Below are 25,236 nucleotides of genomic sequence, written 5' to 3' on the forward strand. Positions count from 1 at the left end.
GGAGAGAGCCGGGGTGAGGGCATCAGGCCGCACTTATCAACGCCGACGCTGCCAGATCCATAATCCCGTAATCGCCAGCGCAAACAGCGCGCCAAACCCGACGCCAATGGCCACCACCGGCACACCCACTTTGACCGCCAGCGAATAAAGGCCCAGCATCAGCAGCATCGCCACGTTTTCGCCAAGGTTTTGCACGGCAACGGCATTTCCGGCCCCCACGGTCTGCTTTCCGCGCTCCTGCAAAAGCGCATTCAACGGCACCACAAAGAAACCACCCAGAATACCAATCAGGATAAGCAGCACGTACGCTGGCAACAACGCATGCTGAAGCGAGAAGAACAGCACGCCGACACCGATTAAAATCCCTGCTGGCATACAGCGCGCAACGGTCTCAAGCGTGACCAGTTTCGCCGCCGCCCCTGCTCCGACGACAATCCCAACGGCGACCATTGCATTCAGGTAGGTTGGCGTTGCGTTGTCGGTGATCCCCAGCGCCATCGGTACCCACAGCACCAGCAGGAAACGTAGCGTGACGCCCGCCCCCCAGAACATGCTGGTTCCCATCAATGAGAAACGCGTTTCACCGTTGCGCCACAGTACACGGCAGGCGTTAAAGAAGCTGCCGGTCATCGGCCCGAAACGCCAGGACTGACCCGGACGCGCCACCGGCAGTCCGGGAATAAACAGGTTCGCGACAACCGCCCCGCCGTACACCACCGCACAAACGCCCAGAGCCGCCAGCACATGCCAGTCCGCCAGTACACCGCCCGCCACGGACCCGAGCAAAATCGCCGCGATGGTAGAGGACTCCATCAGACCGTTGGCTTTAACCAGCTTATCGCCCGTCGTCAGCTCGCCCAGGATGCCATACTTCGCCGGAGAGTAAGATGCCGCGCCAATGCCTACCAGCGTATAGCCGATAAACGGGTTGATACCAAAGCAGATGCTTGCCGCCCCCAACAGCTTCAGGCCGTTGGCGAACATCATCACCCGACCTTTAGGGAAGCTGTCCGCCACCTGCCCAACAAACGGCGCGAAAATAATGTAAGCGCCCACAAACACCATCTGCAGGATCGGCTGGCTCCAGTCGGGGTAAAACTCGGCCTTGAGCAACGCCAGCGTGGCAAACAACAGTGCGTTATCACCGAACGCAGAGAGAAACTGCGCGGCGATAACCGCCATCATGCCCTTCGACCGGAGTGAGTTGTTGGCCTGTGCTGACTCATGCATTTTGCTGTTCCGCCTCTTCCACCATGCCCTTGAGGGTCACGAAATCGGGCTTACCGCTGCCCAGCACCGGAAGCTGTTTGAGGTAGCGAATATCACGCGGCACGGCCAGTTCAGGGATACCATGCTCGCGCGCATGCTTAAGCAACGCGTCACGCTTAAGCTCACTGTCCGTGGTGAAGAGCACCAGTGCCTCACCTTTATTCGCATCGCTCTTCACAACCGTGGCGTGCAGTTTGTCAGCGGAGACCGCTGTTGCCAGCATCTCCACCATTTCAAGGGAGACCATTTCGCCCGCAATTTTAGCGAAGCGTTTTGCTCGTCCCTGGATCTGCACAAAGCCCTGCTCGTCGAAGCGAACAATATCACCCGTGTCGTACCAGCCGGTCTCAACGTTCCCGTTGACGTTTTCCGCCGTTGGCGCTTCGAGCACGCCTGGGTTTTCTACACGAAGATAGCCGTTCATCACGTTGGGTCCTTTCAGCTGCAGGCGCCCCCCCTCTTCAATTCCCGGTACCGCCAGCAGGCGCGCATCCATCCCCGGCAGAATGCGGCCAACCGTCCCCGGTTTCGCCGCCATCGGCACGTTGATAGAGACCACCGGCGCGCACTCCGTGACGCCGTAGCCTTCCAGAATGCGCAGGCCAAACTTGTCCTGCCAAATCTGCCGCGTGCTGTCCTGCAGTTTTTCCGCACCGGCAACCACGTAGCGCACGCGGAAGAAATCATACGGATTGGCGAAGCGCGCATAGTTGCCAAGGAACGTTGACGTGCCGAACAGCACGGTACAGTTACGGTCATAAACCAGCTCCGGCACAATGCGGTAGTGCAGCGGGCTTGGGTAGAGGAATACTTCGGCACCGGTGAGCAGCGGCGTAAAGAGACCGACGGTCAGGCCGAAAGAGTGGAACAGCGGCAGCGCGGACATAAAGCGATCGTTAGCGGTAAAGTCGGCAATCGTTTTGATCTGCTCAACGTTCGCCAGAATGCTTTTGTGGCTGTGGACGACGCCTTTCGGGTTGCCCTCAGATCCGGAGGTGAAAAGGATAATCGCATCATCTTCCGGCTGCTGTTTGACCTGCGCCAGGCGAGGCGCGAGCAGGTGAGCAAAAATCCACAGCTTGTCGAGCGTCGTGACGTCCGCTTTCAGATCTTCCAGGAAGACCCAGCGTACCTGGGTAAGCTGCTCCGGCAGGTGCCAGAGCTTGCCTTTTTCCAGGAACTGACGGGAAGTAAAGACGGTATTAATCTGGGCGGCAGTGATGGCGCTGGTAAGCCCTTTCACACCCGCCGTGTAGTTCATCATCGCCGGAATACGCCCGCGAGAAACGGCACCAAAAATCACCGCCGCGCTGATCCCGGCGTTAGGCAGCATCAGGCCAATTTTTTCGCCCCGCTTGCTGTACTTCTCAAGAATACGGCCCACGAACAGGGTTTTGGTCAGCAGTTTGCGATAGGTGTCCGGGGTGAAGTTGATGTCTTCAATGCAGTTTTTCTTCGCGCCGTAGCGGTACTGCGCCGACAGCAGAGATTCGTACAACGTCTCGCGCGGACGGACGGCCATGCGCGCTTCCATCATTATCTGATGGAGCATTTCACCGGCGATTTTACGACGATCGCGCGCGCGCGGCGCTTCCGGCATAGGGAGCGTTGTGGGCGGCAGAATATGCAGGGTAATTTTGGGGAACAGGCGCTGCTTCACTAACCCCTTCAGGCGGCTGAAATAGGTCAGTTCTGCTCCATCAATGCGCAGCGGCACCACGGTGGCCTGTGACTTCGCCGCGACAAAACCGGCCCCGTCATAAATTTTCATCAGCGAACCGGTCACGGAAATTCTCCCCTCGGGGAAAATGACCACCGGACGCCCCTGCTCAACCAGACGCACCAGATGTTTGATCATCATCGGTTTTGTTGGGTCGAGCGGGACAAAATCAATCAGCGGCGCCAGCCAGCGCATGTACCATTTTTGGCTGATGGAGCTGTAGACCGCAAAGACTGGCCGCACGGGTAAAAACAGCGCCAGCAATATGCCATCAAGAAAAGAAACGTGGTTCGGCGTGATAAGAACACGTTCGCCATAAAGTGCCTGCGCATCGCCCGTGACGCGGAGACGGAAGAGAATACGGAACAGTGTGCGGAAGAACCCAAAAAGCATTTCAACTCCCTTTGCCAGCCAGAATGAAGGGTTGATAGTAAATGGTGGCAGATTACACGAGAAGTGGGGAGGGAGCGACAGCAAAAACGGAGGCGAAAAAAAACCTGCGCATCCGCGCCGGCTGGTGCAAGAGATGAGTACGAAACCGTACTAAGAATTCTCACCAATCAATACCTCTGGGATCTTGATTGTGGCTGTTCACCCGGCGCTTCGCCAGTGAGAAAACGCAAGGGAATGAGCCTAAGTGCAACCAGGTGTGTATATTCTCTTTTGCTGTTACAGGTTGAACTTACAGGCAAAAAAAACCTGCGTATAAACGCAGGCTGGTGTAAATCGTGTTAATCAACCGGAGTTGATTCCACCTATCAATACCTCTGGGATCTCGACTCTATCAACCCCGACATTGTCCTCGCTACCGGACAATCGCAACAGCCTGAGGCAAAGTGTAACTAAAGGTTCGGATTAACATTATTTTGACACGTCTGCCCGTGTAACGATTACACGACCAGGGGTGTTCTGCGTCACGTTTGGTGAGGGTGTTACCCCGCTCCCCTTGAATGCGTGCCGCTTTTCCGTAACACTAGTTAGTGTGTAAACGCTTACCCCTAATAAGAAGGTAATAAATGGCGACAATTAAGGATGTGGCTCGTCTGGCTGGTGTTTCCGTCGCGACCGTCTCCCGCGTGATCAATAACTCTCCTAAAGCCAGTGACGCATCACGCCAGGCCGTGCAGGACGCCATGGAAAACCTGAATTATCACCCCAACGCCAATGCGCGCGCCCTTGCGCAGCAATCTACCGAAACCATCGGGCTGGTCGTGGGCGATGTTTCCGATCCGTTTTTCGGGGCGATGGTAAAAGCAGTTGAGCAGGTTTCTTACCAGACGGGTAATTTTCTGCTGATCGGCAACGGCTATCATAATGAACTCAAAGAGCGCCAGGCCATTGAACAGCTGATTCGTCACCGCTGTGCCGCCCTGGTGGTTCACGCGAAAATGATCCCCGATGCCGAACTCATTCATTTGATGAAGCAAATGCCCGGTATGGTGATCATCAACCGCATCATTCCCGGCTTCGAAAAGCGCTGCGTGGCGCTTGATGACCGCTACGGTGCCTGGCTTGCCACGCGACACCTGATTCAGCAAGGTCATACCCGAATTGGCTACCTGTGCTCAAACCACCCTATTTCCGACGCGGAAGATCGTTTGCAGGGCTATTACGACGCGCTACGTGAAAACGGTTTGCCGTGTAACGACCGGCTGGTGGCGTATGGTGAACCCGATGAAAGCGGTGGCGAGCAGGCCATGACGGAACTGTTAGGTCGCGGACGAAATTTCACGGCGGTGGCCAGCTATAACGACTCGATGGCCGCAGGGGCAATGGGCGTGTTAAATGACAACGGCATTGAGGTTCCGGCAGAAATTTCGCTGATTGGCTTCGATGACGTGCTGGTCTCACGCTACGTGCGCCCGCGCCTGACGACAGTGCGTTACCCCATTATCACCATGGCGACGCAAGCTGCCGAGCTGGCGTTAGCGCTGGCTGAACAGCGCCAGCCGCCGGATATTACGCATTTGTTCAGCCCGACGCTGGTGCGCCGTCATTCCGTTGCGTCTCTTGCAGAAGCACAGAGCGAATAACGGTAGAGGTGAACCTGCGTATTCGGGTATTCCAGCCCATCGCCAATGTACTGCCAGCCGTAGCGTTCGTAGAAGTCACGGCAGGCAGACCACAGATGTAGCTCGGTGTACCCGGCCTGCGCGGCATACGCAATAACATGCTCCTGAAGCTTCCCCGCGAGTCCCTTTCCTCGCGCCGCCTCATCCACGTACAGCGCCGCCAGCCAGGGATAAAGATCCTGACGCGTGATGAGATCGCAGCGCCATAATCCGACGGTGCCCAGAAGCCGTTCATCCTCAACGGCAATAAACGTCAGCGGCAGCGCACCGGGTGTCTGGCTGTGATCGATAACGCTCTGGAAAAATTCACGCGGCAGGCCGTCACCGAAGGCCCGCCAAATCCAGTCGATCGCCAGCTCCGCAAACTGCGGCGCGGCGTACAGCGGCAGGATCGTCATACCAGTTTCCCCTGGAACAGGGGAACAGATTCAAACAGATAGCCGTCGAAATCCGGCGCATCTTCATCCGACAGCTCCAGTAAACTCTTTTTCACGTTTTCCAGATGCTGGAACATGGCCTGCCACGCGCCCATGACGTCGCGACGGCGCAGGGCTGCAAGGATGGTCTGCCGGTCGCCCAGCCATTTAAGGCGATACGCGCGGCTGGCGATGTGGACGTTAAACTGCTGCCACAGCGGGCTGCTGTCCATGTGATGCCAGATGCTCTCGACGGTCGCCAGCAGCATCTGGTTTTGCGTCGCCCCCGCCAGTACCAGGTGGAACATCTTGTTGTTGTCCTGGCTGCGATCGTCCGCGGCAATGGCCCGCTGCTCCTGCTCGATGATGCGGCGCAGGTTATCGATATCGGCTCGCGTTGCCATTTTGGCGGCAAAGGCGGCGATGTTGCTTTCGAGGAGCTGGCGCGCCTGTAAGATCTCAAACGGGCCAACGTCGCTATTGAGGAAGCGTTCTTCCTCGTTTTCATGTTCTTCAGGAATACGCATCACGTAGACGCCGGACCCCTGGCGAATATCCACCGTGCCCTGTAGCTCCAGCATCAGTAGCGCCTCACGCACGATAGTACGGCTTACGCCGTAGGTCTCGGCAATGTTGCGCTCCGGCGGCAGGCGCGACCCAACGGGATAATGCCCCTGGATAATTTGCGCCCGTAAATCCTCGCCAATTTCCTGGTACTGTTTTTTTTCCGGCAGGATGACAGCCTTATCCACGTTTTCACCTGTGTTTTTCAGTTAAGCGCAGGCCGGGCGTCCTCCCGGCCAGTTTGTGCACTATTTTATCAGAATGCCTGGTTCCATTCATCGTCAACGCTGAGCGTCAGCACGCGCTCATCGCGCAACTGACGAAACCAGGAGGCCGATGTTTTCGCGCGGCGGGCGCGGTTGTTTTCGAGGTCGATTTCAATTAACCCATAGCGGTTTTTGAAGGCGTTCATCGGCGAGACGTTATCGGTAAAGGCCCAGAGCATATAGCCGTGGCAGTTTGCCCCTTCTTCATGCGCCAGCAGCGCGTAGTAGAGGTGCTCGCTGATAAAATCGATGCGGTACGTATCGTCGATAACGCCGTCACGATTGCGGAACTGGGCTTCGTTTTCAACCCCCATACCGCTCTCTGCCACGAACCAGTCGATATTGCGGTACTCCTTTTTAATCCGCATCGCCATGTCATAGATAATCCGCGGATAAATCTCCCAGCCGCGGGATCTGTTCATCCGCCGCCCCGGCAGCTCGAACGGCTCGTAGTAGTACGCCGGGTGGAACGGCGTCTCCGGATGCCAGGCGCGGGAAGGCGCTTTCACCCGGTGCGGGTAATAGAGGTTGATGCCCAGCTCGTCCACGGTGTTGTCGGCAATCAGCGCCAGCTCTTCCGCCGTGTAGTCCCATTCAACCTGATGCTGCTCAAGCAGGGTAACGAGTTCCTGCGGGTAGCGGCCGTGCACCAGCGGATCGAGGAACACGCGGTTATAAAACAGATCGTAGATCTCCGCCGCCCGCACGTCGTGTGGTGCGCGGGAACGCGGGTAGGTCACTTCCGGGTTGAGAATACAGCCGACGGAGCCGTCATATCCCTTTTCCCGGAATAGCTTCACGACCTTCGCCGTCGCCAGCACCTTGTGGTGATTCCACTGCATCCACGTACCGGTGTTCTGCTCGTACGGCCAGCGCAGCGCGTCCAGGTAAACGCGGGTCTGCACCACGATCGGCTCGTTGAAGCTAAACCAGCGGGTGATTTTGCCGTGGTAACGGTCAAACACCTTTTCCGCGTAGCGGACAAACAGCTCAACCACATGCTTCGACGCCCAGCCGCCGTATTTTTCAAGCAGCGCGCCAGGGAGCTCGTAATGCTCCAGGCAGATCATCGGTTCGATGCCCTGACGATGCATCTCATCGAACAGCGCGTCGTAGTACGCGGCGTACTCTTCATCCACCGTCGCGTTTTCATAGTCGGTCAAAAAACGCGACCAGTTGATGGAGGTGCGGTAGTGCGTCAGCCCCGCCTGCTTCATCAGGGCCACGTCCTCGCGAAAGCGGTTGATAAAATCGGTCGCCACCGCCGGGCCGTAGCCGTTATGCCAGACGTGACGATCGTTCTTGTACCAGAGATCGATCCACGAATCCTGACCCGGTTTTTTACCGCTCCATCCCTCGGTTTGCCAGGCTGATGCCGCTGCGCCCAGAATGAAATCCTGGGGTATCGTAATCTTTTTTGTGCTCATCACGTCCTCATACGTTATCGGTGGCTTGCTTCAACGCGGCCTGCTCCGCACGGCGTGAGGCAATTTTCACAAACGGCAGATAGATAATCACCGCCGTCACAATACAGATAAGCTGGGTGATCACCGCCCCCATCGAGCCTGCGGTAGAGAGCCAGGCGTTAATCAGCGGCGGCGTGGTCCACGGCACCATCACCACGGCCTTGCCGGCAAAACCGGTCACCGTCGCAAAATAACCGATGGAGCCCGTCACCAGCGGGGTAATGATGAACGGAATGGCAAGGATCGGGTTGAGCATGATTGGCATACCGAAAATCACCGGCTCGTTGATGTTAAACAGGCCAGGACCAATGGAGAGCTTGGCTATCTCCTTCATCTCTTTGCGTTTGGTGGCAATCATCACCGCGATCAGCAGACCGATAGTGAGCCCTGAGCCGCCAATGCTCATATACACATCCCAGAACGGCATGGTGATGATGTTTGGCACCTCTTTGCCCTGCTCGAACGCGCTCATGTTGACAGTGATCGCCCCCAGCAGCAGCGGCTCGCGGATCGGCTTGATCATCTGGTTGCCGTGAATGCCGATCACCCAGAACAGCTGGGCGACAAACATCAGCAGCAGAATGCCCGGCAGGCTTTGCACCACGCGCTCAAGCGGCTGCTGCACCACCTGATAAACCGCGTCGTAGAGGTACATGCCGGTAAGCTGGTGGAACACGAAGCCAAAGGTGGCAATGGCGGTGGTGGTGATAATGGCCGGGATCAGCGCGGAGAACGACGCCGCCACGTTAGGCGGCACGGTGTCCGGCATTCTGATTTTCAGCCCCTTGCGGTTCTCCAGCCAGCAGTAAATCTCAACCGACAGAATGGCGATAAACATGCCGAGGAACAGGCTGCGGGTATCGGAGAACTGGCGCAGAAGCACGTCTTTCACCACATGCATTTCGCCGTCCACCAGCATCTCTACGGTGGTCGGCGTGACGCAGATAAAGCAAATCACCGCCAGCAGGCCGGGGAACAGCGATTTAATGCCATTAATGCGCCCCAGCTCAATACCAATCAGGAACACTGCGCCGATATTGAGGAAGTTCAGCGTGGCGTAATTGAGCGCGCTGGTAATCGGTTTTAGCGCAGCGAGAAATGACAAAGACTCAAAGCTCGCCAGGCCATTTTTCGGATCCAGCACCATGTTGGAAATAAGCACAGAAAATGCCCCAACGATGATGACCGGCATTAAGGTAATAAAGGCAGACTTGATCGCCATGATATAGCGATAGCTGTTGAATTTGGTGGCAAAACTGCCCAGAGCGTCGATCAGTTTTTCCTGTAATGCCATAGGGTAATACCTCAGTAAAAGGGCTTTTATTGAATAAGGTGTACAGCCGGATACTATTGGCATACCAAAAATAGCTTCACGCCCCGATTTGTTCTGTGATTAAGCTCTCAACGCGACGTCCGGTATTCCAGATTATGATTTATGACTGATTTGGCATACCACTTACAGCCGTTTGTCCTGACCTGATGGATCGTTACTGAAAAGCGTGATCCTGGTGGGCGTTTTGCCCTTCCCGCATCGCTTATGCGCCGGATGGTCTGTGTTAAACTGCATGCCATTACGTGGAAGCAGGAATTTCGAATGGCAACAATGCTGGATGTCTCACTGCGTGCGGGCGTGTCAAAGGCCACCGTCTCGCGCGTGCTGAACGGCACGGGTCAGGTTAAAGAGAGTACGCGTCAGCAGGTGTTCGCGGCGATGGAAGAACTGGGCTATCGCCCAAACTTTCTCGCGCGTTCGCTCGCCAACCAGACCAGCAACAGCATTGGTCTGGTGGTCTCCACCTTCGACGGATTTTACTTCGGCCGCCTGCTGCAGCAGGCCTCCCGACAAACAGAAACGCACGGTAAACAGCTGATCGTGACCGACGGTCACGACGCGCCGGAGCAGGAAGAACAGGCGGTACAGATGCTGGCGGATCGTCAGTGCGATGCCATCGTGCTGTACACCCGCTACATGAGCGAAAAGGCGATCATCAAGCTGATGAACAGGGTGCAGACCCCGCTGGTGGTGATCAACCGGGAGGTCAGCCAGGCGGCGGATCGCTGCGTCTTCTTCGAACAGCAGGATGCGGCATTCAAAGCGGTAGATTACCTGATAAGCCAGGGCCACAGGGAGATCGCCTGCATCACCGTTCCTATCCACACCCCAACCGGAAAAGCGCGTCTGATGGGCTACCGCAAGGCGCTGGAAAAGCACGGTATTCGGCTGGACGAGCGGCGGATTAAATACGGCGATGCGGGAATGACGCGGGGATATGAGCTGTGCAAAGCGTTGATTGAGGAAAAGGTACCGTTCAGCGCGCTGTTTGCCTGTAACGATGATATGGCGCTGGGCGCGTCCAAAGCATTACACCAGGCCGGGCTGAAGATCCCGCAGGATATTTCGCTGTTTGGGTTTGACGATGCGCCGAGTGCAAAATGGCTGGAGCCTGCGCTCTCATCGGCGTATCTGCCGATTGACAACATGATCATCACGGCGATCGATCAGGCGATCCGGCTGGCAAAAAACCAGCCGGTCGAAGCGATCCCGCCGTTTACCGGCACGCTGGTGTTGCGCGACTCGGTGACAACGGGGCCGTATTTTACTCAGACGAGTTCTAACGCCAGCAGTTCCTGAATGGTCTGGCGGCGGCGAATCAGCCGCGCCACGCCGTTATCAAACAGCACTTCCGGCAGCAGCGGGCGGCTGTTGTAGTTTGAGGACATCGACGCGCCGTACGCCCCGGTGTCGTGCAGCACCAGATAATCACCCGGCTTCACTTCTGGCAGCGCGCGCGTTTCCACTTTGCCGCCCTCCTGCTGGGTAAACACGTCGCCGGATTCGCACAGCGGTCCCGCCACGACGGTGTCTACGCGCGGCGCGTTAATCAGATCGCTACCGTCCGCAGCGAGCGCCGTGATGTGGTGATAGCTGCCGTACATAGACGGACGCATCAGATCGTTAAAGCCTGCATCAATCAGCACAAAGTGACGGCTCCCCATCTCTTTCACGCTACGCACCTGTGCCACCAGCACGCCAGCCTCCGCCACCAGGAAACGCCCCGGTTCGATCTCCAGTTTTACCGGATGGCCCAGATGGGCAGCAATTTTGTCGCGCGCCGCACTCCACAGTCCGTAATAGTGATCGGTATCGATCGCCTCTTCCCCTTCACGGTAAGGAATGGACAACCCGCCGCCTGCGGAGATCGCCTCCAGATCCTGCCCGAAGTCGAGCACCTGGCGCACCATCGCACCGCACACCTGCTCAAGGTGACCATAATCCACGCCTGACCCGATGTGCATATGAATCCCCACCAGCTTCAGGTTATAACGCTGCAATACCTCAAGCGCGGCGGGCATATCGGCAAACCAGATGCCATGCTTGCTGTTTTCGCCGCCGGTATTGGTTTTTTGGCTATGACCGTGGCCAAAACCGGGGTTCACGCGCAGCCAGACGCGGTGGCCGGGAGACACCTGACCCAACTGTTCCAGCATATCCACAGAACCGGCGTTGACCGGGATCTGCAGCTCATGCACGCGCGCAAGCGTAGCGTCGTCGATCACGTCGGCGGTAAAGACGATTGCGTCGCCGTCGGCTTTCGGATCAAACCCGGCCGCCAGCGCGCGCTCAATTTCGCCAAGAGAAACGGAGTCAACCTTTACCCCCTGCTCGCGCATCAGGCGCAGAATATGAATATTCGAGCAGGCTTTCTGGGCAAAACGCACCACGTCGAACTGATGCAGCGCGGCGATCTTCTCGCGAACGATCTGCGCGCCGTAGACCCACACCGGGCAGCCGAATTCGGCAGGCAGGCGCAGCAGGTTATCGGCGTTCAAATCAGTATCAGTCTGGTTCAGCGGGCGTGGCATGGTTATCTCCGGGGCATGAATCATTTTTTATGATTACGCCACAAAAAGAAGGGAATAAAAAATATCGTTTTATCCCGACTCTATGCAAAAATGATATGGAACCCTCACCCGCTTTCAGGTGCCCTATGCCCGCCGTTAACCTACGCCACATCGAGATTTTTCACGCCGTGATGACCGCCGGTAATCTCACGGAAGCCGCACAGATGCTGCATACCTCGCAGCCAACGGTCAGCCGTGAGCTGGCGCGTTTTGAAAAGGTGCTGGGGCTTAAGCTGTTTGAACGCGCGCGCGGCAGGCTTCACCCGACGGTGCAGGGATTACGTCTGTTCGAAGAAGTCCAGCGCTCGTGGTACGGGCTGGACAGGATCGTCAGCGCGGCGGAGAGTTTGCGGGAGTTTCGCCAGGGTGAGCTTTCCATCGTCTGCCTGCCCGTCTTTTCCCAGTCGTTTCTGCCGACGCTGCTACAACCGTTTCTGGCCCGCTATCCTGAGGTCAATCTCACCATTGTTCCGCAGGAGTCACCGCTGCTTGAAGAGTGGCTTTCCGCCCAGCGCCACGATTTGGGCCTGACGGAAACGCTTGCCACACCCGCTGGCACCGAGCGCACGGAGTTGCTCTCGCTGGATGAAGTTTGCGTCTTGCCCGCCGGGCATCGGCTCGCCGGTAAGGCCGTGTTGACGCCTGCAGATTTTCACGGGGAAAACTACATCAGCCTGTCCCAGACCGACAGCTACCGTCAGCTGCTGGATTCGCTGTTTGCCGAACATCAGGTGAAACGGCGGATGGTAGTGGAAACGCACAGCGCGGCGTCAATATGCGCCATGGTGCGCGCGGGCGTGGGCGTAGCGGTCGTCAATCCCCTCACGGCACTGGACTATGCCGGAAGCGGGATCGTCATCCGCCGGTTTAGCGTGTCCGTTCCCTTCACTGTGAGCCTTATTCGCCCCCTGCATCGTCCGGCTTCGGCGCTGGTGGACGCTTTCACCGGGCATTTGACCGAGCACGCGCGTCAGGTGGCGCTTCGCTTACCTGACCTACAAAACGCCCTATGACAGCATAAACTCGACGGCATCGGCGGCGTGAATGGCCGCGGTGTCGAACACCGGAATGGCGCTGCGCTCGGCCGGCACCAGCAAACCGATTTCCGTGCAGCCGAAGATCACCCCTTCCGCTCCCTGCTGCGCGAGCCTCTCGATGACGCTGAGGTAGTACGCGCGGGACGCTTCGCTGAAGGTGCCGAGACATAGCTCGTCGAAGATGATCTGATTGATGCGCGCCCGGTCAGCCTCGTCCGGGATTAAGCTTTCAATGCCGAACTCACTACTCAGACGGCCGCGATAAAAATCCTGCTCCATCGTATAGCGTGTGCCCAGCAGCGCCACGCGCGACATCCCGGATGCACGAATCGCGCGCCCGGTCGCATCCGCGATATGCAGGAACGGCAGCGAACTGCGGTCTTCGATATGAGACGCCACTTTATGCATGGTGTTGGTACAGAGCAAAATGCCTTCCGCCCCCGCACGCTCCAGCCCCAGCGCCGCCTGCGCCAGGATCTCCCCGGCTTTATCCCACTCGCCGCTCGACTGGCAGGCTTCGATTTCATGGAAATCGACGCTGTGCAGCAGCAGGCTCGCGGAGTGCAGGCCACCCAGACGCTGTTTCACCCCTTCATTAATGAGGCGGTAATAGGGGATGGTCGATTCCCAGCTCATCCCACCCAACAGGCCGATCGTTTTCATGCATCCCTCCTAATGTGTTTCTCCCAGTGAAGCAAACTTGTGATCCTCTTTCCACTTCTTTGTCGCGTCATTTCTTTTTATCGCAGGGTGAGATAAGTTAAATGAAACATTGTTTCATTACATAACGGAGCGGAGAGATGTTTATTTTCCACAAAGAGACCACGCTTGAGGATCTGGGCAATGGCGTGACGCGGCGTATTCTGGCGCACGATGGAAAGATGATGGCGGTGGAGGTCAATTTTGAGCAGGGTGCGATTGGCCCGATGCACAATCACCCGCATGAACAGCTTACCTATGTGCTCTCCGGGGAGTTCGAGTTTACGATAGGTGAAGAAAAGCAGATCGTGACGGCGGGCGATACGCTCTATAAAGCGCCGCACGTGATGCACGGCTGCGTTTGCCTGAAGCCCGGCACCCTTCTGGATACCTTTACGCCGGTGCGCGACGATTTCCTGAAACAAAAAAAGGCGCTGAATCAGCGCCTTTTTTATATCGTCGTTACTCTGTTGCTGGCGTTACGGCCGTTATCGGTTCTGGCAGCGGATTGCGCGAGAGCATTGCCTCACGCAGCAGCACGCTGCCGCAGGCAAACAGGCCGCCCAGAATCCCTGCCAGCAGCACAATCAGGGCTTTGCCCGGACCGTCTTTTTTCACCGGCAGTGACGGTGAAAGCTGATACTTGAAGGGCTCAAGCTTCACGTCTTCCACGGACAGTTTTTGCAGCTGAGCCAGATAGAATTCCCGGTTCTGGAAATCCGCGTTCAGCTCGGCCACGTCCTTCAGATTCTTTTCAATCTGCAGCTTTTGCGCAATACCGTCAGCACCCAGCGCCACGGAGTAGTCAGGATCGCCTTTTACCGCCTGTCCGTTGCTATAAACCGGTTTCTTAATGCCTGCCGCGTTCGCCACTTCCAGCGAATAGCTGAGGCGCTGCAGGTTGGTGTTGTGGATATTGGTCAGACGCACGCGATCCAGCTCCAGCTGCTGCTGAACGACTTTCGTTTTCAGCGTGATCTGGTTACGGATATTTTCCATCGTCTCCTGCTCAACAATGCGGGAAATATAGTTGATGTAACCTTCCAGAACCGTCTGCGCGTCTCCCGCCGTCGGAGCGGTAAAGCTCAGCGTCCATGAGGTATAGGGCGCTTTGTCTGCGTCTTTTGCCTGCGTGTTATCTACCGCTTTCATTTTTTCAGCAATATTCACCACCGCGCGATGCAGCTCCAGCGGGTCTACCTCGGTGCCTTCCAGCTGAGACATCACGTACGGGGAGGTTTTCATGTACTCTTCGAGCAGCGACTGCGACTGAAACTTTTTGATGAACAGGTTAAACACGTCTCCATGGCTCACCTTCGCGTCGACATCCAGCACCTGCAGCGTCACCATCATCTGGCGCAGCGTGTTCCACTGCGTCTGCTCGGCCGGTGTGATCACGGCTTTACTGGTCCATTTTTGCGGGATTAAAAACGCAATGGCCACCCCTACCACGGCAAACGCCAGGACGATCGTCACAATACGTTTTTTGGCCGCCAGAAGTACGTCTAACAATCCGAGAAGATCTATCTCTTTGGTGCTTACCGCCGGAGTGGCGTAACGGGGAAAATCGAGGTCCGTGTTTTTCTTGAAATCCATCGCTGACATAACCGTTCTTCTTTTTGGAGTGCAGTAAATTTCTGCCTGATTGGTTGCAGTGGTCGGATGATACAAGAAAGTAAGAATAATCTGAACGCCAGATTGATCTATCTGTAGACCGACTATCAGATTTAGTAGGAAGTTTCTAAGCGGTATTGTTCTTATTAATCATTCAGTTTCTTCCCCCTCCTTTCCTTACTGTCGGGTGCGATTGTGTGAAATAGCGCAAAAATGCCACCCTCATCACCTTATTGAAACAGCGTTTCGACGCCGATCACATTTCCATCATTAAGCGAATGACGCAGAAATAAATAGCAATAATATAAAATAAAACGTTGTTTTAGTATTCAAGAACGCCGGTTCGTAAGTTTTGAAACCTGACCATGACGTATTAAGGCAACACCAATAAAAGCCTTATAAAACATAATGTAAAAAGCAACAACCAACACATCACATGACATATTTCCTCTCATGCTGAGCAGGGCAAGCGCGAGAAAGTTGTAACAAACCAGATTCCGTTTTAACCATTGATTGCCAGGTAGGTATGTATGAATGAAAACAAGCTGCTGGGGTTAGCGTGGATATCTCCCTACATCATCGGGTTGATACTCTTTACCGCCTTCCCCTTTGTTTCATCGTTTTTCCTCAGTTTTACGGATTACGATTTAATGAGTCCGCCGGTGTTTAACGGCATTGAGAACTATCGCTACATGTTTACCGAAGACACGCTCTTCTGGACATCCATGGGCGTGACCTTTGCTTACGTATTTTTAACCATCCCGTTAAAGCTCGCGTTCGCATTAGGGATTGCGTTTGTTCTGAACTTTAAATTACGCGGCATCGGCTTCTTCCGTACGGCCTACTATATTCCGTCCATCCTCGGCAGCTCCGTGGCTATTGCCGTTCTGTGGCGCGCGCTGTTTGCCATTGATGGCCTGCTGAACAGCTTTATCGGCGTGTTTGGTTTCGACCCGGTGAACTGGCTCGGCGAGCCGTCGCTAGCGCTGATGTCCGTTACCCTGCTGCGCGTCTGGCAGTTCGGCTCTGCGATGGTCATCTTCCTGGCCGCGCTGCAAAACGTTCCGCAGTCGCAGTATGAAGCAGCGATGATCGACGGTGCATCCAAATGGCAAATGTTCACAAAAGTGACGGTGCCGCTGATTACGCCGGTAATCTTCTTCAACTTCATCATGCAGACCACCCAGGCGTTCCAGGAATTTACCGGACCGTACGTGATTACCGGCGGCGGGCCAACCTACTCGACCTATCTGTTCTCGCTCTATATCTACGACACCGCGTTCAAATACTTCGATATGGGCTACGGGGCGGCGCTGGCGTGGATCCTGTTCCTGGTGGTGGCCGTCTTTGCCGGTATCGCCTTTAAGTCGTCGAAATACTGGGTGTTCTACTCCGCCGATAAAGGAGGCAAAAATGGCTGATATTCAGGAACTCTCCACGGCAAGACGCGTTGCAGAGCGCGAAGTCGCCCGTACGCTGCGCAGAGAGAAAATCAACGCCAGCATTCGCTACGCGATCCTGCTGATTGTCGGCCTGCTGATGCTCTACCCGCTGGTGTGGATGTTCTCGGCCTCGTTCAAACCGAACCACGAGATCTTCACCACCCTGAGCCTGTGGCCTGCCCATGCCACCTGGGACGGCTTTGTGAACGGCTGGAAAACCGGGACCGAATACAACTTCGGCCATTACATGCTCAACACCTTTAAGTATGTGATCCCGAAAGTGATCCTGACCATTATCTCGTCCACCATCGTGGCGTACGGTTTTGCCCGCTTCGAGCTCCCGTGGAAGAAATTCTGGTTCGCCACGCTCATCACCACCATGCTGCTGCCCAGCACCGTGCTGCTGATCCCGCAGTACCTGATGTTCCGTGAAATGGGCATGCTTAACAGCTATATGCCGCTGTACCTACCACTGGCCTTCGCCACGCAGGGGTTCTTCGTCTTTATGCTGATCCAGTTCCTGCGCGGCGTGCCGCGTGACATGGAGGAAGCGGCGCAAATTGACGGCTGTAACTCCTTCCAGGTGCTGTGGTACGTGGTGGTGCCAATCCTGAAACCGGCCATTATCTCCGTCGCCCTGTTCCAGTTCATGTGGTCGATGAACGACTTTATTGGGCCGCTGATTTACGTCTACAGCGTGGATAAATACCCGATTGCACTGGCGCTGAAAATGTCCATCGACGTCACCGAAGGTGCGCCGTGGAACGAAATTCTGGCAATGGCGAGCATCTCCATTCTGCCATCCATCATTGTCTTCTTCCTGGCACAGCGCTACTTCGTACAGGGCGTCACCAGCAGCGGAATTAAAGGTTAAGAGGGAAATATCATGGCTGAAGTAATCTTCAATAAACTGGAAAAGGTCTACTCCAACGGCTTCAAAGCGGTACATGCTATCGACCTTTCCATCTCCGAAGGGGAGTTTATGGTGATTGTCGGGCCGTCCGGCTGCGCCAAATCCACTACCCTGCGCATGCTGGCCGGACTGGAAACCATCAGCGGCGGTGAAGTGCGTATTGGCAATAAGATTGTGAACAACCTCGCGCCAAAGGAGCGCGGGATTGCGATGGTGTTCCAGAACTACGCGCTCTATCCGCACATGACGGTGCGCGAGAACCTGGCCTTCGGCCTGAAGCTGAGCAAGCTGCCGAAAGATCAGATTGAGTCTCAGGTGAACGAAGCCGCGAAAATCCTGGAGCTGGAAGAGCTGCTCGACCGCCTGCCGCGCCAGCTTTCCGGCGGCCAGGCACAGCGCGTGGCGGTAGGCCGCGCGATTGTGAAAAAGCCGGACGTGTTCCTGTTTGACGAACCATTGTCCAACCTCGATGCCAAACTGCGCGCCTCGATGCGAATTCGTATTTCTGACCTGCACAAGCAGCTGAAAGCCTCCGGCAAACCGGCCACCACCGTCTACGTCACCCACGACCAGACCGAAGCCATGACCATGGGCGACCGCATCTGCGTGATGAAGCTCGGCCACATCATGCAGGTGGATACGCCGGATAACCTCTACCACAAGCCGAAGAACATGTTCGTGGCGGGCTTTATCGGCGCGCCTGAAATGAACATTCGTAAAAGCCTGCTGGTGGAAAAAGCAGGGAAGCTGCACATCGCCATCGGCAATGAAACCATGCCGCTGAACGCGGAAAAGCACGAGAAGGTTTCCGCTTACGCCGGTCAGGAGGTCTTCTACGGTGTGCGCCCTGAGTTCGTGTCCCTCTCTGACGAGCCGTTCCAGGACGGCGGCTGCAGCGGCGAGATGGTGCGCGTCGAGAACATGGGCCACGAATTCTTTGTATATCTGAAAGTCGCGGACTACGAACTGACCGCCCGAATTCCTTCCGAAGAAGCTAAGTCTATGATTGATAAAGGCCTTCACCGTAAGGTGTATTTCACGTTTGATATGAACAAGTGTCATATTTTTGACGCAAAAACTGAACAGAACCTCTCTCTCTGATGGAGTAATAAAAATGAAAAAAGTGCTTTTAAGCGCAGCAATCTCCGCGACTCTGGGCCTTACCGCTTTGCCATCGATGGCGCAAGATGTTGATTTACGTATGTCCTGGTGGGGCGGCAACGGTCGTCACCAGGTCACCCTGAAAGCCCTGGAGGCGTTCCACAAGCAGAACCCGGACATCAACGTGAAGGCTGAGTACACCGGCTGGGACGGTCACCTCTCCCGCCTGACCACCCAGATTGCGGGTGGTACCGAGCCGGACGTGATGCAGACCAACTGGAACTGGCTGCCGATCTTCTCCAAAACCGGCGACGGCTTCTACGATCTGAATAAGATGAAGGACGTCATCGACCTGACGCAGTTTGATCCGAAAGAGCTGCAGTCCACCACCGTTAACGGCAAGCTGAATGGCATTCCGATTTCCGTGACCGCGCGCGTGTTCTACTTCAACGACGAGACCTGGAAAAAAGCAGGCGTTGAATACCCGAAAACCTGGGACGAGCTGATGGCGGCAGGCAAGACGTTCGAGAGCAAGCTCGGCAAGCAGTATTACCCGGTCGTGCTGGAGCATCAGGACACGCTGGCGCTGCTGAACTCGTACATGATCCAGAAATACAACATCCCTGCGGTGGACGAGAAAACCAAAAAATTCAGCTACTCCAAAGAGCAGTGGGTGGAGTTCTTCCAGACCTACAAAAAGCTGGTGGATAGCCACGTGATGCCGGATACCAAATACTACGCGTCATTTGGTAAGAGCAACATGTATGAGATGAAGCCGTGGATCCAGGGCGAATGGGGCGGCACTTACATGTGGAACTCGACCATCAACAAGTATTCCGACAACCTGAAGCCACCGGCGAAGCTGGAACTGGGCAGCTACCCTATGCTGCCGGGCGCCACCGATGCGGGACTGTTCTTCAAACCGGCGCAGATGCTGTCGATTGGTAAATCCACCAAAAACCCGGAAGCGGCGGCGAAGCTGATTAACTTCCTGCTGAACAGCAAAGAGGGAGTGGATACGCTGGGTCTGGAGCGCGGCGTTCCGCTGAGCAAAGCGGCGGTGCAGTTCCTGACCGAAGACGGCACCATCAAGGAGAACGACCCGTCCGTTGCGGGCCTGCGCCTGGCGCAGTCGCTGCCAGCGAAGCTTACCGTGTCGCCTTACTTTGACGACCCGCAGATTGTGGCTCAGTTCGGGACGTCGCTGCAGTATATCGATTACGGTCAGAAAACCGTGGAAGAGACAGCGGCTGATTTCCAGCGTCAGGCAGAGCGTATTTTGAAACGCGCGATGCGGTAATAGTCTCCTCCCTGCCCGTCCTGCGCTTAGCAGGGCGGCAAACTGTGCCTTTCCGCGATCCGGAAAGGCACAGCGGTATTAGAGATTACTCAAGTTGCCAGGCACCAGCCTCGGTTAAAACGGCCAAACCGCTCCAGGCGAATAACGCTAAATCCCGATGGTCGGCATCCGGATAAATACGGCTGCTCAGGCAAGCCTCACCGTCGTTAACAAAAACTTCCACTGACGAACTGTCGAAGAACAGCCGTAGCGCCAGCGCCTTCCCGGCGGTTAATGGCACGCTGCGCACGCCGCACAGTCCATACTGCGGATAATGACGCTCCAGCACCAGTCGCTGCATCTGCGCATCAACATACACGCGCAGGCCATTACCGAAACGGAGTCCATACTGTTCTGCACTGCTGTTTGCGCAGTCCCAGTGAAGGATAACCTCCAGCGCCTCGCCGTTTTCCATCATAACGCTTTGCTGGTTTTTAACGGTGGTGATCGGCCACGGGAACCAGGCACCGCGCATCCCCTCGACCTCTTTGGCTGGACGCATTTGCAGGCGGTTGTCCGCACTCAGACTCAGCTCGCGCGGCAGTGAAAGCATGCCCGCCCACCCGTCCCGTTGCTCCGGCAATGGCGATTCCCACATGTCCAGCCAGCCAATGACAATGCGTCGGCCATCTGGCGTCAGGAAACTTTGCGGCGCATAAAAGTCGTGACCGTGATCCATTTCAACAAAGTCGCCCTCGCGGGCAAACGCCTGCCCTGGCTGCCATTCGCCGAGCAGATACCCACTCTGAAACAGATTGCGGTTCTGGTAGCCGTTTGCCTCCAGTCCCTGGGGAGAGAACATCAGAACGCGCTTGCCGTTGAGGGTGAAAAAATCCGGGCACTCCCACATATAGCCCATCTCTTTTTCCGCTTCATCAAGCACACCCGCATCTTGCCACTGGCGGAGATCGGCCGATCGATATAGCCGCACCTGCCCGGTATCACCGTCGCCCGCGCCAACGATCATGTACCAGTCATCCCCATCACGCCACACTTTCGGATCGCGGAAATGATGTATCCCTGCCGGGGTGTCCACCACAATACCCTGACGTTCAAAGTGAATACCGTCGCGACTGGTCGCCAGGCACTGCACCTGATAAAGGTTGGCCTCATCACTGGGATCGCCATGAAATTTATGCCCGGTGTAAATCAGCGCCAGCGTATCGCCATCGACCACCGCCGAACCGGAGAAGCATCCGTCTTTGTCCTCCGGGCCTTCCGGGGCCAGCGCCACCGGCAAATGCTCCCAGTGCACCAGATCTTTACTGCGCGCATGCCCCCAGTGCATGGGTCCCCATTCAGTTGAATACGGGTGATGCTGGTAAAACGCGTGGTACCAGCCATCGAACCAAACCAGCCCATTCGGGTCATTCATCCAGCCCGCACGGGCGGCCAGGTGGTAGCGCGGATACCAGCGCAGGTTCAGCGCCTCGCGTTTAGCCTGGAGTTCCTGTTCTGCGTTAGAAATGGTGTACATCATAGTCTTCACTCTTTTTGATTCAGATAGCGGAGGGTTGCGAGACCAGCGGGTCTGAGGACGACCGCGAGGAGCGCAGCAAGAAAATGGAGATAAAGGTGGTACTAAACACCAGCAGCCCCATAATCAGATAGGACTGGGCGAAGCCGTACTTCTCGTAGCTATAGCCTGCCAGCGGCGAAAGTACCGTGGCGATGACCGAACTGGTGCACGCAAAGCCCACCAGATACAGCGTGGATGAAAGTCGTTTATCGAAGTTAAGGCTGTTGTATTTGAAGATGGCCACCAGCAGAACCGGCAACTCTAGCGCGTGCAGCAGCTTGGTGATAGAGATAAGCAGCGGGCCTTCCACCAGCCCGGAGGCGACCATGCGGCTCGCCATCACCATTCCGGCGAAGATGAGGCCGTTTTTCGCGCCGATGCGGTTAACCAGCCATGGCGCGCAAAACATGCCAGCCGCCTCAAGGAAAACCTGGAATGAGTTCAGATAGCCATACATGGCGTTCCCTTCCTGGAGGGTCGGGAACTGAGAAGAGAAGTAAACCGGAAACTGCTGGTCGTAAACGCCGTAAATGCAGGTGCCGATCACGAAGAACACGAGCGCCCAAAAGCGCGGTAGGGTGAGCAGGCGCAGCGCATCTTCCAGCGTCACCTTACCGCCCGCCACCGCTTCTTCCATCGCCTGCGAGGCGGAGAAAACCCGCAGCCGCGCCAGCAAAATGAAAAATACCAGCCCTGAGCAACTGGCCACCGCAAAGTTGAGTTTTGGGTTGATGTTGAAGAGTAAACCGGCAAAGAACGTCGCGACTGCCCAGCCCAGCGAGCCCCACATCCGCGCCTTGCCAAACTCAAACTGGCTCTGTCGTGCCACACGCTCGGTATAGGACTCTAAAACACCGATACCGCCGTTAAAGGTCAAGCCGATGTAAATCCCACCGAAAATGCTGCCAAGCAACACGTTAATCTTCAGCAGATAGCCAAACAGTAAAAAGGCCGGGCCAGAGAGGATCAGCAGTACGGTGATGTACCAGAGTAGATTTTTACGCAGGCCAAGCTTGTCCTGAATAAAACCGTAGCAGACCTGTGCAAACAGCGCGGAGACGGAGAGCACCGCGTAGATAATGCCGGTATCCCCCGGCTTGAGCCCTACCTCCTGGTGCAGCCAGATAGAGAGCAGCGATCCGGAAGAGGACCAGCAGACAAAAAAGAAAAACAGTAACGCACTGAGTAACGGGTAGCTGTGAGAGTGATGTTTCTTCATCATGACATTCTCATCGTGGAGGAATGTCTAAAATGGTAACGTTAACAAATGAGTTAACTCATGTCATTTTGTTGAGATTCATGATGTTAATCACAAAAGTTAACGTTAACATTAATGGAGTGCGATCGCGATCAACTATTTCTTACCTGCGCGCGCGTCACGCGTAAGATAGAATATCGAACGATCTTTTACATCAGCAGCTTAGCAAGGGCGGAGTAATCAACATGGCATCGCTTAAGGATGTGGCAAAGCTGGCCAATGTGTCACTGATGACGGTATCCCGCGCGCTAAACAGCCCGGAAAGGCTAAAACCGGAGACGCTGGCCCGGGTTCAGGCCGCTATTGAACAGACCCATTACGTGCCCGACCTGTCAGCGAAAAAAATTCGCGGGGCTCACGCCATGCCGAACACCATAGGGGTGCTGGCGCTGGATACGGTGACCACGCCCTTTTCGGTAGACATCACACTGTCGATTGAAGAAACCGCGCGGGCGCACGGCTGGAACAGCTTTGTGGTTAACATGTTTACCGACGATAGCCCGGAAACCATGGTAGACCTTCTGCTCTCTCATCGCCCGGACGGGATCATCTACACAACCATGGGGCTGCGCAAGGTGCCGCTCCCGTCCAAGCTGCTAACCCTTCCCTGCGTGCTGGCAAACTGCGAAAGTTTGCACGATCCGGTGGCCAGCTACATACCCGATGACGAGCAGGGCCAGTTCTCTGCGGTTCAGGCTCTGCTGGCTGCGGGCTACCGCCGCCCCCTTTGCCTGCATCTGCCAGCTAACCATCTGGCTACCCTTCGCCGTCGCCAGGGACTGGAGCGCGCCTGTCGGGAAGCGGGAATCGACCCAAATACCCTGGTTCACTGCTATATGGAATATGGCGATGAGCACTATCGCGATATTCCGGCACGCGTTCTGGCGCATATTCAGCAGCAAACGCCGCTGTTCGACTCCGTGATTTGCGGCAACGACCGCATTGCGTTTATGGTTTATCAAACGCTGCTGGGACATGGGTTGCGCATTCCGCAGGATGTGGCCGTGGTGGGGTACGATAACATGGTGGGGATTGGCGATTTGTTCTTACCGCCCCTCTCAACGGTGCAGTTACCTCATTATGAAATCGGGCGCCTGAGCGCCCTGCATATTATCAACGGTGACAGCCATCGTGAGACGGTTCGGGTCGCCAGCCCGTGGCTCCCCCGAGAGTCGCTATAATTAGATGCCGATGTTCCGCAATTTCTCCCCCGCCATCAGCTTGCGTTCAATATGCTCCAGCGTCACGCCTTTGGTTTCAGGGATCAGCCAGAAGGTGACACCGATAAACGCCACGTTCAGCACCGTATAGAGCCAGAAGGTTCCCGCTGCGCCAATCGCATCCAGCAGCGTCAGGAAGGTCGCGCCGATGATCATGTTTGACACCCAGTTGGTGGTGGTGGAACAGGTGATACCAAAGTCACGGCACTTCAGCGGCTGAATTTCAGAGCACAGGATCCACACCACCGGTGCGGCGCTCATCGCATAACCGGCGATGCACATCATGGTCATGCCGACGGAGAGCCAGGACAACCCGCTTGAGGCCGTGCCGTTATCAAACTGCATCAGGCAGTAGCCGAGGATCAACGTACCGAGGGCCATCACGCTAAAGCCAATCTTCAGCGCCGGTTTACGTCCGGCTTTATCCACGGTGAATACCGCAATAAAGGTCGCGAACATAAAGGTCAGCCCCACCACCAGCGTGGCAATCATCTGCTGTTCGGTGGTCGTGAACCCGGCCATTTTGAAAATGCGCGGCGCGTAATACATGATGATGTTCATACCGGTGAACTGCTGCATCGCCTGGAGCAGCATGCCGAGGAACACCGCACGACGCACGTTGCGATTGACCTTAAACAGCGCCCAGCCGCCCTGCTTCAGCTTCAGGCTTTCGCGGATTTCATTCAGCTCTTCACGCGCTTTTTCCGAGGTGTCGCGCAGCATACGCAGCACCTCTTCCGCCTCCACGTGACGCCCTTTTTGCGCCAGCCAGCGCGGGCTGTTCGGCAGGAAAATCACCAGCACGATCAGCAGCAGCGCAGGCAGCGCCAGTACGCCCAGCATCGCGCGCCAGTTGCCGCTGTAGCTGAAGTACGTATCGGACAGGAACGCCAGCACGATGCCGAGCGTCACCATCAGCTGGTACATGCTGATCATCTTCCCGCGCACGTTCTCGCTCGCCATTTCGGAGAGGTACAGCGGCGCGGTATAAGACGCTATCCCCACCGCCACGCCCAGCAGCACGCGGGAGAGCAGCAGCACCTCCACGTTCGTGGCAAACGCCGAGCCAATCGACCCCGCGACGAACAGGATCGCCCCGACCATCAGGCTGTATTTGCGCCCGAGGCGGAACGAGAGCCAGCCGTTAAACAGCGCCCCGATAGCCGCGCCGAGCATCATGCTGCTCACCACCCACTCCTGCAGGCGGTTACTCAGCGTAAAGTGATCGGTAATAAACGGTAGGGCCCCGGCAATGACGCCGATATCCAGACCAAACAGCAAACCGGCCACGGCTGCCGCAATAGAGACGAACTGATTCATGCGTCGGGTATCGCGCAACGCGGCGGGCATCAGGGTAGAGTCATTTATAGATGTCATATTTTTCCTGCCTCAACAGCAAAATTCGTTAAGTGAAATTA

The 25,236-nt window shown here is 56.1% G+C and carries 20 protein-coding genes and 1 pseudogene; 9 read left to right on the forward strand and 12 right to left on the reverse strand.

Annotation, left to right across the window (positions count from 1 at the left end; genetic code table 11):
- Positions 1 to 36 precede the first annotated feature (36 nt).
- Both lplT and aas read right to left on the reverse strand, forming a co-directional pair.
- Positions 37 to 1,230 (reverse strand): lysophospholipid transporter LplT, encoded by a 1,194-nt coding sequence (gene lplT, locus ENTMO_RS0119515; RefSeq protein WP_010435146.1) that lies wholly within the window; start codon positions 1,228 to 1,230, stop codon positions 37 to 39.
- Entirely contained in the window at positions 1,223 to 3,382 is a 2,160-nt protein-coding gene (aas, locus tag ENTMO_RS0119520) for a bifunctional acyl-ACP--phospholipid O-acyltransferase/long-chain-fatty-acid--ACP ligase (protein ID WP_010435147.1), read from the reverse strand. The genes lplT and aas overlap by 8 nt, the downstream gene beginning before the upstream one ends.
- Positions 3,383 to 4,005: 623 nt before the next feature.
- On the opposite strand from aas, the gene galR reads away from it, so the two are divergent.
- Positions 4,006 to 5,022, forward strand: coding sequence for an HTH-type transcriptional regulator GalR (galR, locus tag ENTMO_RS0119525; protein WP_010435148.1), 1,017 nt, complete (start codon positions 4,006 to 4,008; stop codon positions 5,020 to 5,022).
- Here the strand turns inward: galR and ENTMO_RS0119530 are convergent.
- From ENTMO_RS0119530 to ENTMO_RS0119545, 4 genes are all read right to left on the reverse strand, one after another.
- On the reverse strand, positions 4,983 to 5,459 hold the full coding sequence (locus tag ENTMO_RS0119530) for a GNAT family N-acetyltransferase (protein ID WP_010435150.1): 477 nt from the start codon (positions 5,457 to 5,459) through the stop codon (positions 4,983 to 4,985). The genes galR and ENTMO_RS0119530 overlap by 40 nt on opposite strands.
- On the reverse strand, positions 5,456 to 6,229 hold the full coding sequence (locus ENTMO_RS0119535; protein ID WP_010435154.1) for a GntR family transcriptional regulator: 774 nt from the start codon (positions 6,227 to 6,229) through the stop codon (positions 5,456 to 5,458). Before ENTMO_RS0119535 ends, ENTMO_RS0119530 begins: the two co-directional genes overlap by 4 nt.
- Before the next feature lie 68 nt (positions 6,230 to 6,297).
- Positions 6,298 to 7,734: a glycoside hydrolase family 1 protein gene (locus ENTMO_RS0119540; RefSeq protein WP_010435157.1), complete on the reverse strand. Its 1,437-nt coding sequence runs from the start codon at positions 7,732 to 7,734 to the stop codon at positions 6,298 to 6,300.
- Positions 7,735 to 7,741: 7 nt separating this feature from the next.
- On the reverse strand, positions 7,742 to 9,067 hold the full coding sequence (locus ENTMO_RS0119545; RefSeq protein ID WP_010435159.1) for a PTS sugar transporter subunit IIC: 1,326 nt from the start codon (positions 9,065 to 9,067) through the stop codon (positions 7,742 to 7,744).
- A gap of 300 nt (positions 9,068 to 9,367) precedes the next feature.
- Here ENTMO_RS0119545 and ENTMO_RS0119550 point away from each other — a divergent pair, with 300 nt between their 5' ends.
- On the forward strand, positions 9,368 to 10,405 hold the full coding sequence (locus tag ENTMO_RS0119550; protein WP_010435162.1) for a LacI family DNA-binding transcriptional regulator: 1,038 nt from the start codon (positions 9,368 to 9,370) through the stop codon (positions 10,403 to 10,405).
- Here the strand turns inward: ENTMO_RS0119550 and lysA are convergent.
- The gene (gene lysA, locus ENTMO_RS0119555; protein WP_010435165.1) at positions 10,375 to 11,637 is read right to left on the reverse strand and encodes a diaminopimelate decarboxylase; all 1,263 of its coding nucleotides are present in this window, start codon (positions 11,635 to 11,637) and stop codon (positions 10,375 to 10,377) included. The genes ENTMO_RS0119550 and lysA overlap by 31 nt on opposite strands.
- 125 nt (positions 11,638 to 11,762) lie before the next feature.
- Between lysA and ENTMO_RS0119560 the strand changes: the two genes are divergently transcribed.
- On the forward strand, positions 11,763 to 12,689 hold the full coding sequence (locus ENTMO_RS0119560) for a LysR family transcriptional regulator (RefSeq protein ID WP_010435167.1): 927 nt from the start codon (positions 11,763 to 11,765) through the stop codon (positions 12,687 to 12,689).
- Here ENTMO_RS0119560 and ENTMO_RS0119565 read toward each other — a convergent pair.
- The gene (locus ENTMO_RS0119565) at positions 12,684 to 13,376 is read right to left on the reverse strand and encodes an aspartate/glutamate racemase (RefSeq protein WP_010435169.1); all 693 of its coding nucleotides are present in this window, start codon (positions 13,374 to 13,376) and stop codon (positions 12,684 to 12,686) included. The two genes, ENTMO_RS0119560 and ENTMO_RS0119565, sit on opposite strands and share 6 nt — an antisense overlap.
- A 137-nt stretch (positions 13,377 to 13,513) precedes the next feature.
- Between ENTMO_RS0119565 and ENTMO_RS24775 the strand changes: the two are divergent.
- Positions 13,514 to 13,834, forward strand: a pseudogene (locus ENTMO_RS24775) (cupin domain-containing protein); the annotation flags it as partial.
- Positions 13,835 to 13,874: 40 nt separating this feature from the next.
- On the opposite strand, the gene wzz(fepE) reads toward ENTMO_RS24775, so the two are convergent.
- Positions 13,875 to 15,017 (reverse strand): LPS O-antigen length regulator Wzz(fepE), encoded by a 1,143-nt coding sequence (wzz(fepE), locus tag ENTMO_RS0119575; RefSeq protein WP_010435173.1) that lies wholly within the window; start codon positions 15,015 to 15,017, stop codon positions 13,875 to 13,877.
- 539 nt (positions 15,018 to 15,556) lie between these two features.
- Between wzz(fepE) and ENTMO_RS0119580 the strand changes: the two genes are divergently transcribed.
- Genes ENTMO_RS0119580 through ENTMO_RS0119595 form a run of 4 tightly spaced genes read left to right on the forward strand, consistent with a single transcriptional unit; the run spans position 15,557 to position 19,782 of the window.
- Positions 15,557 to 16,447 carry a carbohydrate ABC transporter permease gene (locus ENTMO_RS0119580; RefSeq protein WP_010435175.1) on the forward strand — a complete coding sequence of 297 codons (891 nt, stop codon included), beginning with the start codon at positions 15,557 to 15,559 and terminating at the stop codon, positions 16,445 to 16,447.
- Positions 16,440 to 17,342: a carbohydrate ABC transporter permease gene (locus ENTMO_RS0119585; RefSeq protein WP_010435177.1), complete on the forward strand. Its 903-nt coding sequence runs from the start codon at positions 16,440 to 16,442 to the stop codon at positions 17,340 to 17,342. The genes ENTMO_RS0119580 and ENTMO_RS0119585 overlap by 8 nt, the downstream gene beginning before the upstream one ends.
- 12 nt (positions 17,343 to 17,354) lie before the next feature.
- Positions 17,355 to 18,482: an ABC transporter ATP-binding protein gene (locus ENTMO_RS0119590; protein WP_010435179.1), complete on the forward strand. Its 1,128-nt coding sequence runs from the start codon at positions 17,355 to 17,357 to the stop codon at positions 18,480 to 18,482.
- Between the two features lie 13 nt (positions 18,483 to 18,495).
- Complete coding sequence (locus ENTMO_RS0119595; RefSeq protein ID WP_010435180.1) at positions 18,496 to 19,782, forward strand: ABC transporter substrate-binding protein; 1,287 nt, start codon at positions 18,496 to 18,498, stop codon at positions 19,780 to 19,782.
- A gap of 85 nt (positions 19,783 to 19,867) precedes the next feature.
- Here the strand turns inward: ENTMO_RS0119595 and ENTMO_RS0119600 are convergent, their stop codons facing one another.
- Both ENTMO_RS0119600 and ENTMO_RS0119605 read right to left on the reverse strand, forming a co-directional pair.
- The gene (locus tag ENTMO_RS0119600; RefSeq protein ID WP_010435182.1) at positions 19,868 to 21,301 is read right to left on the reverse strand and encodes a glycoside hydrolase family 32 protein; all 1,434 of its coding nucleotides are present in this window, start codon (positions 21,299 to 21,301) and stop codon (positions 19,868 to 19,870) included.
- A 19-nt stretch (positions 21,302 to 21,320) separates the two neighbouring features.
- Complete coding sequence (locus ENTMO_RS0119605; protein WP_010435183.1) at positions 21,321 to 22,562, reverse strand: MFS transporter; 1,242 nt, start codon at positions 22,560 to 22,562, stop codon at positions 21,321 to 21,323.
- Between the two features lie 221 nt (positions 22,563 to 22,783).
- On the opposite strand from ENTMO_RS0119605, the gene ENTMO_RS0119610 reads away from it, so the two are divergent.
- Positions 22,784 to 23,779, forward strand: coding sequence for a LacI family DNA-binding transcriptional regulator (locus ENTMO_RS0119610; protein WP_010435186.1), 996 nt, complete (start codon positions 22,784 to 22,786; stop codon positions 23,777 to 23,779).
- Here the strand turns inward: ENTMO_RS0119610 and araE are convergent, their stop codons facing one another.
- Positions 23,780 to 25,195, reverse strand: coding sequence for an arabinose-proton symporter AraE (araE, locus tag ENTMO_RS0119615; RefSeq protein ID WP_010435187.1), 1,416 nt, complete (start codon positions 25,193 to 25,195; stop codon positions 23,780 to 23,782).
- Positions 25,196 to 25,236: the final 41 nt, after the last annotated feature.

The organism is Enterobacter mori LMG 25706 (genome assembly GCF_000211415.1).
Taxonomy (GTDB): domain Bacteria; phylum Pseudomonadota; class Gammaproteobacteria; order Enterobacterales; family Enterobacteriaceae; genus Enterobacter; species Enterobacter mori.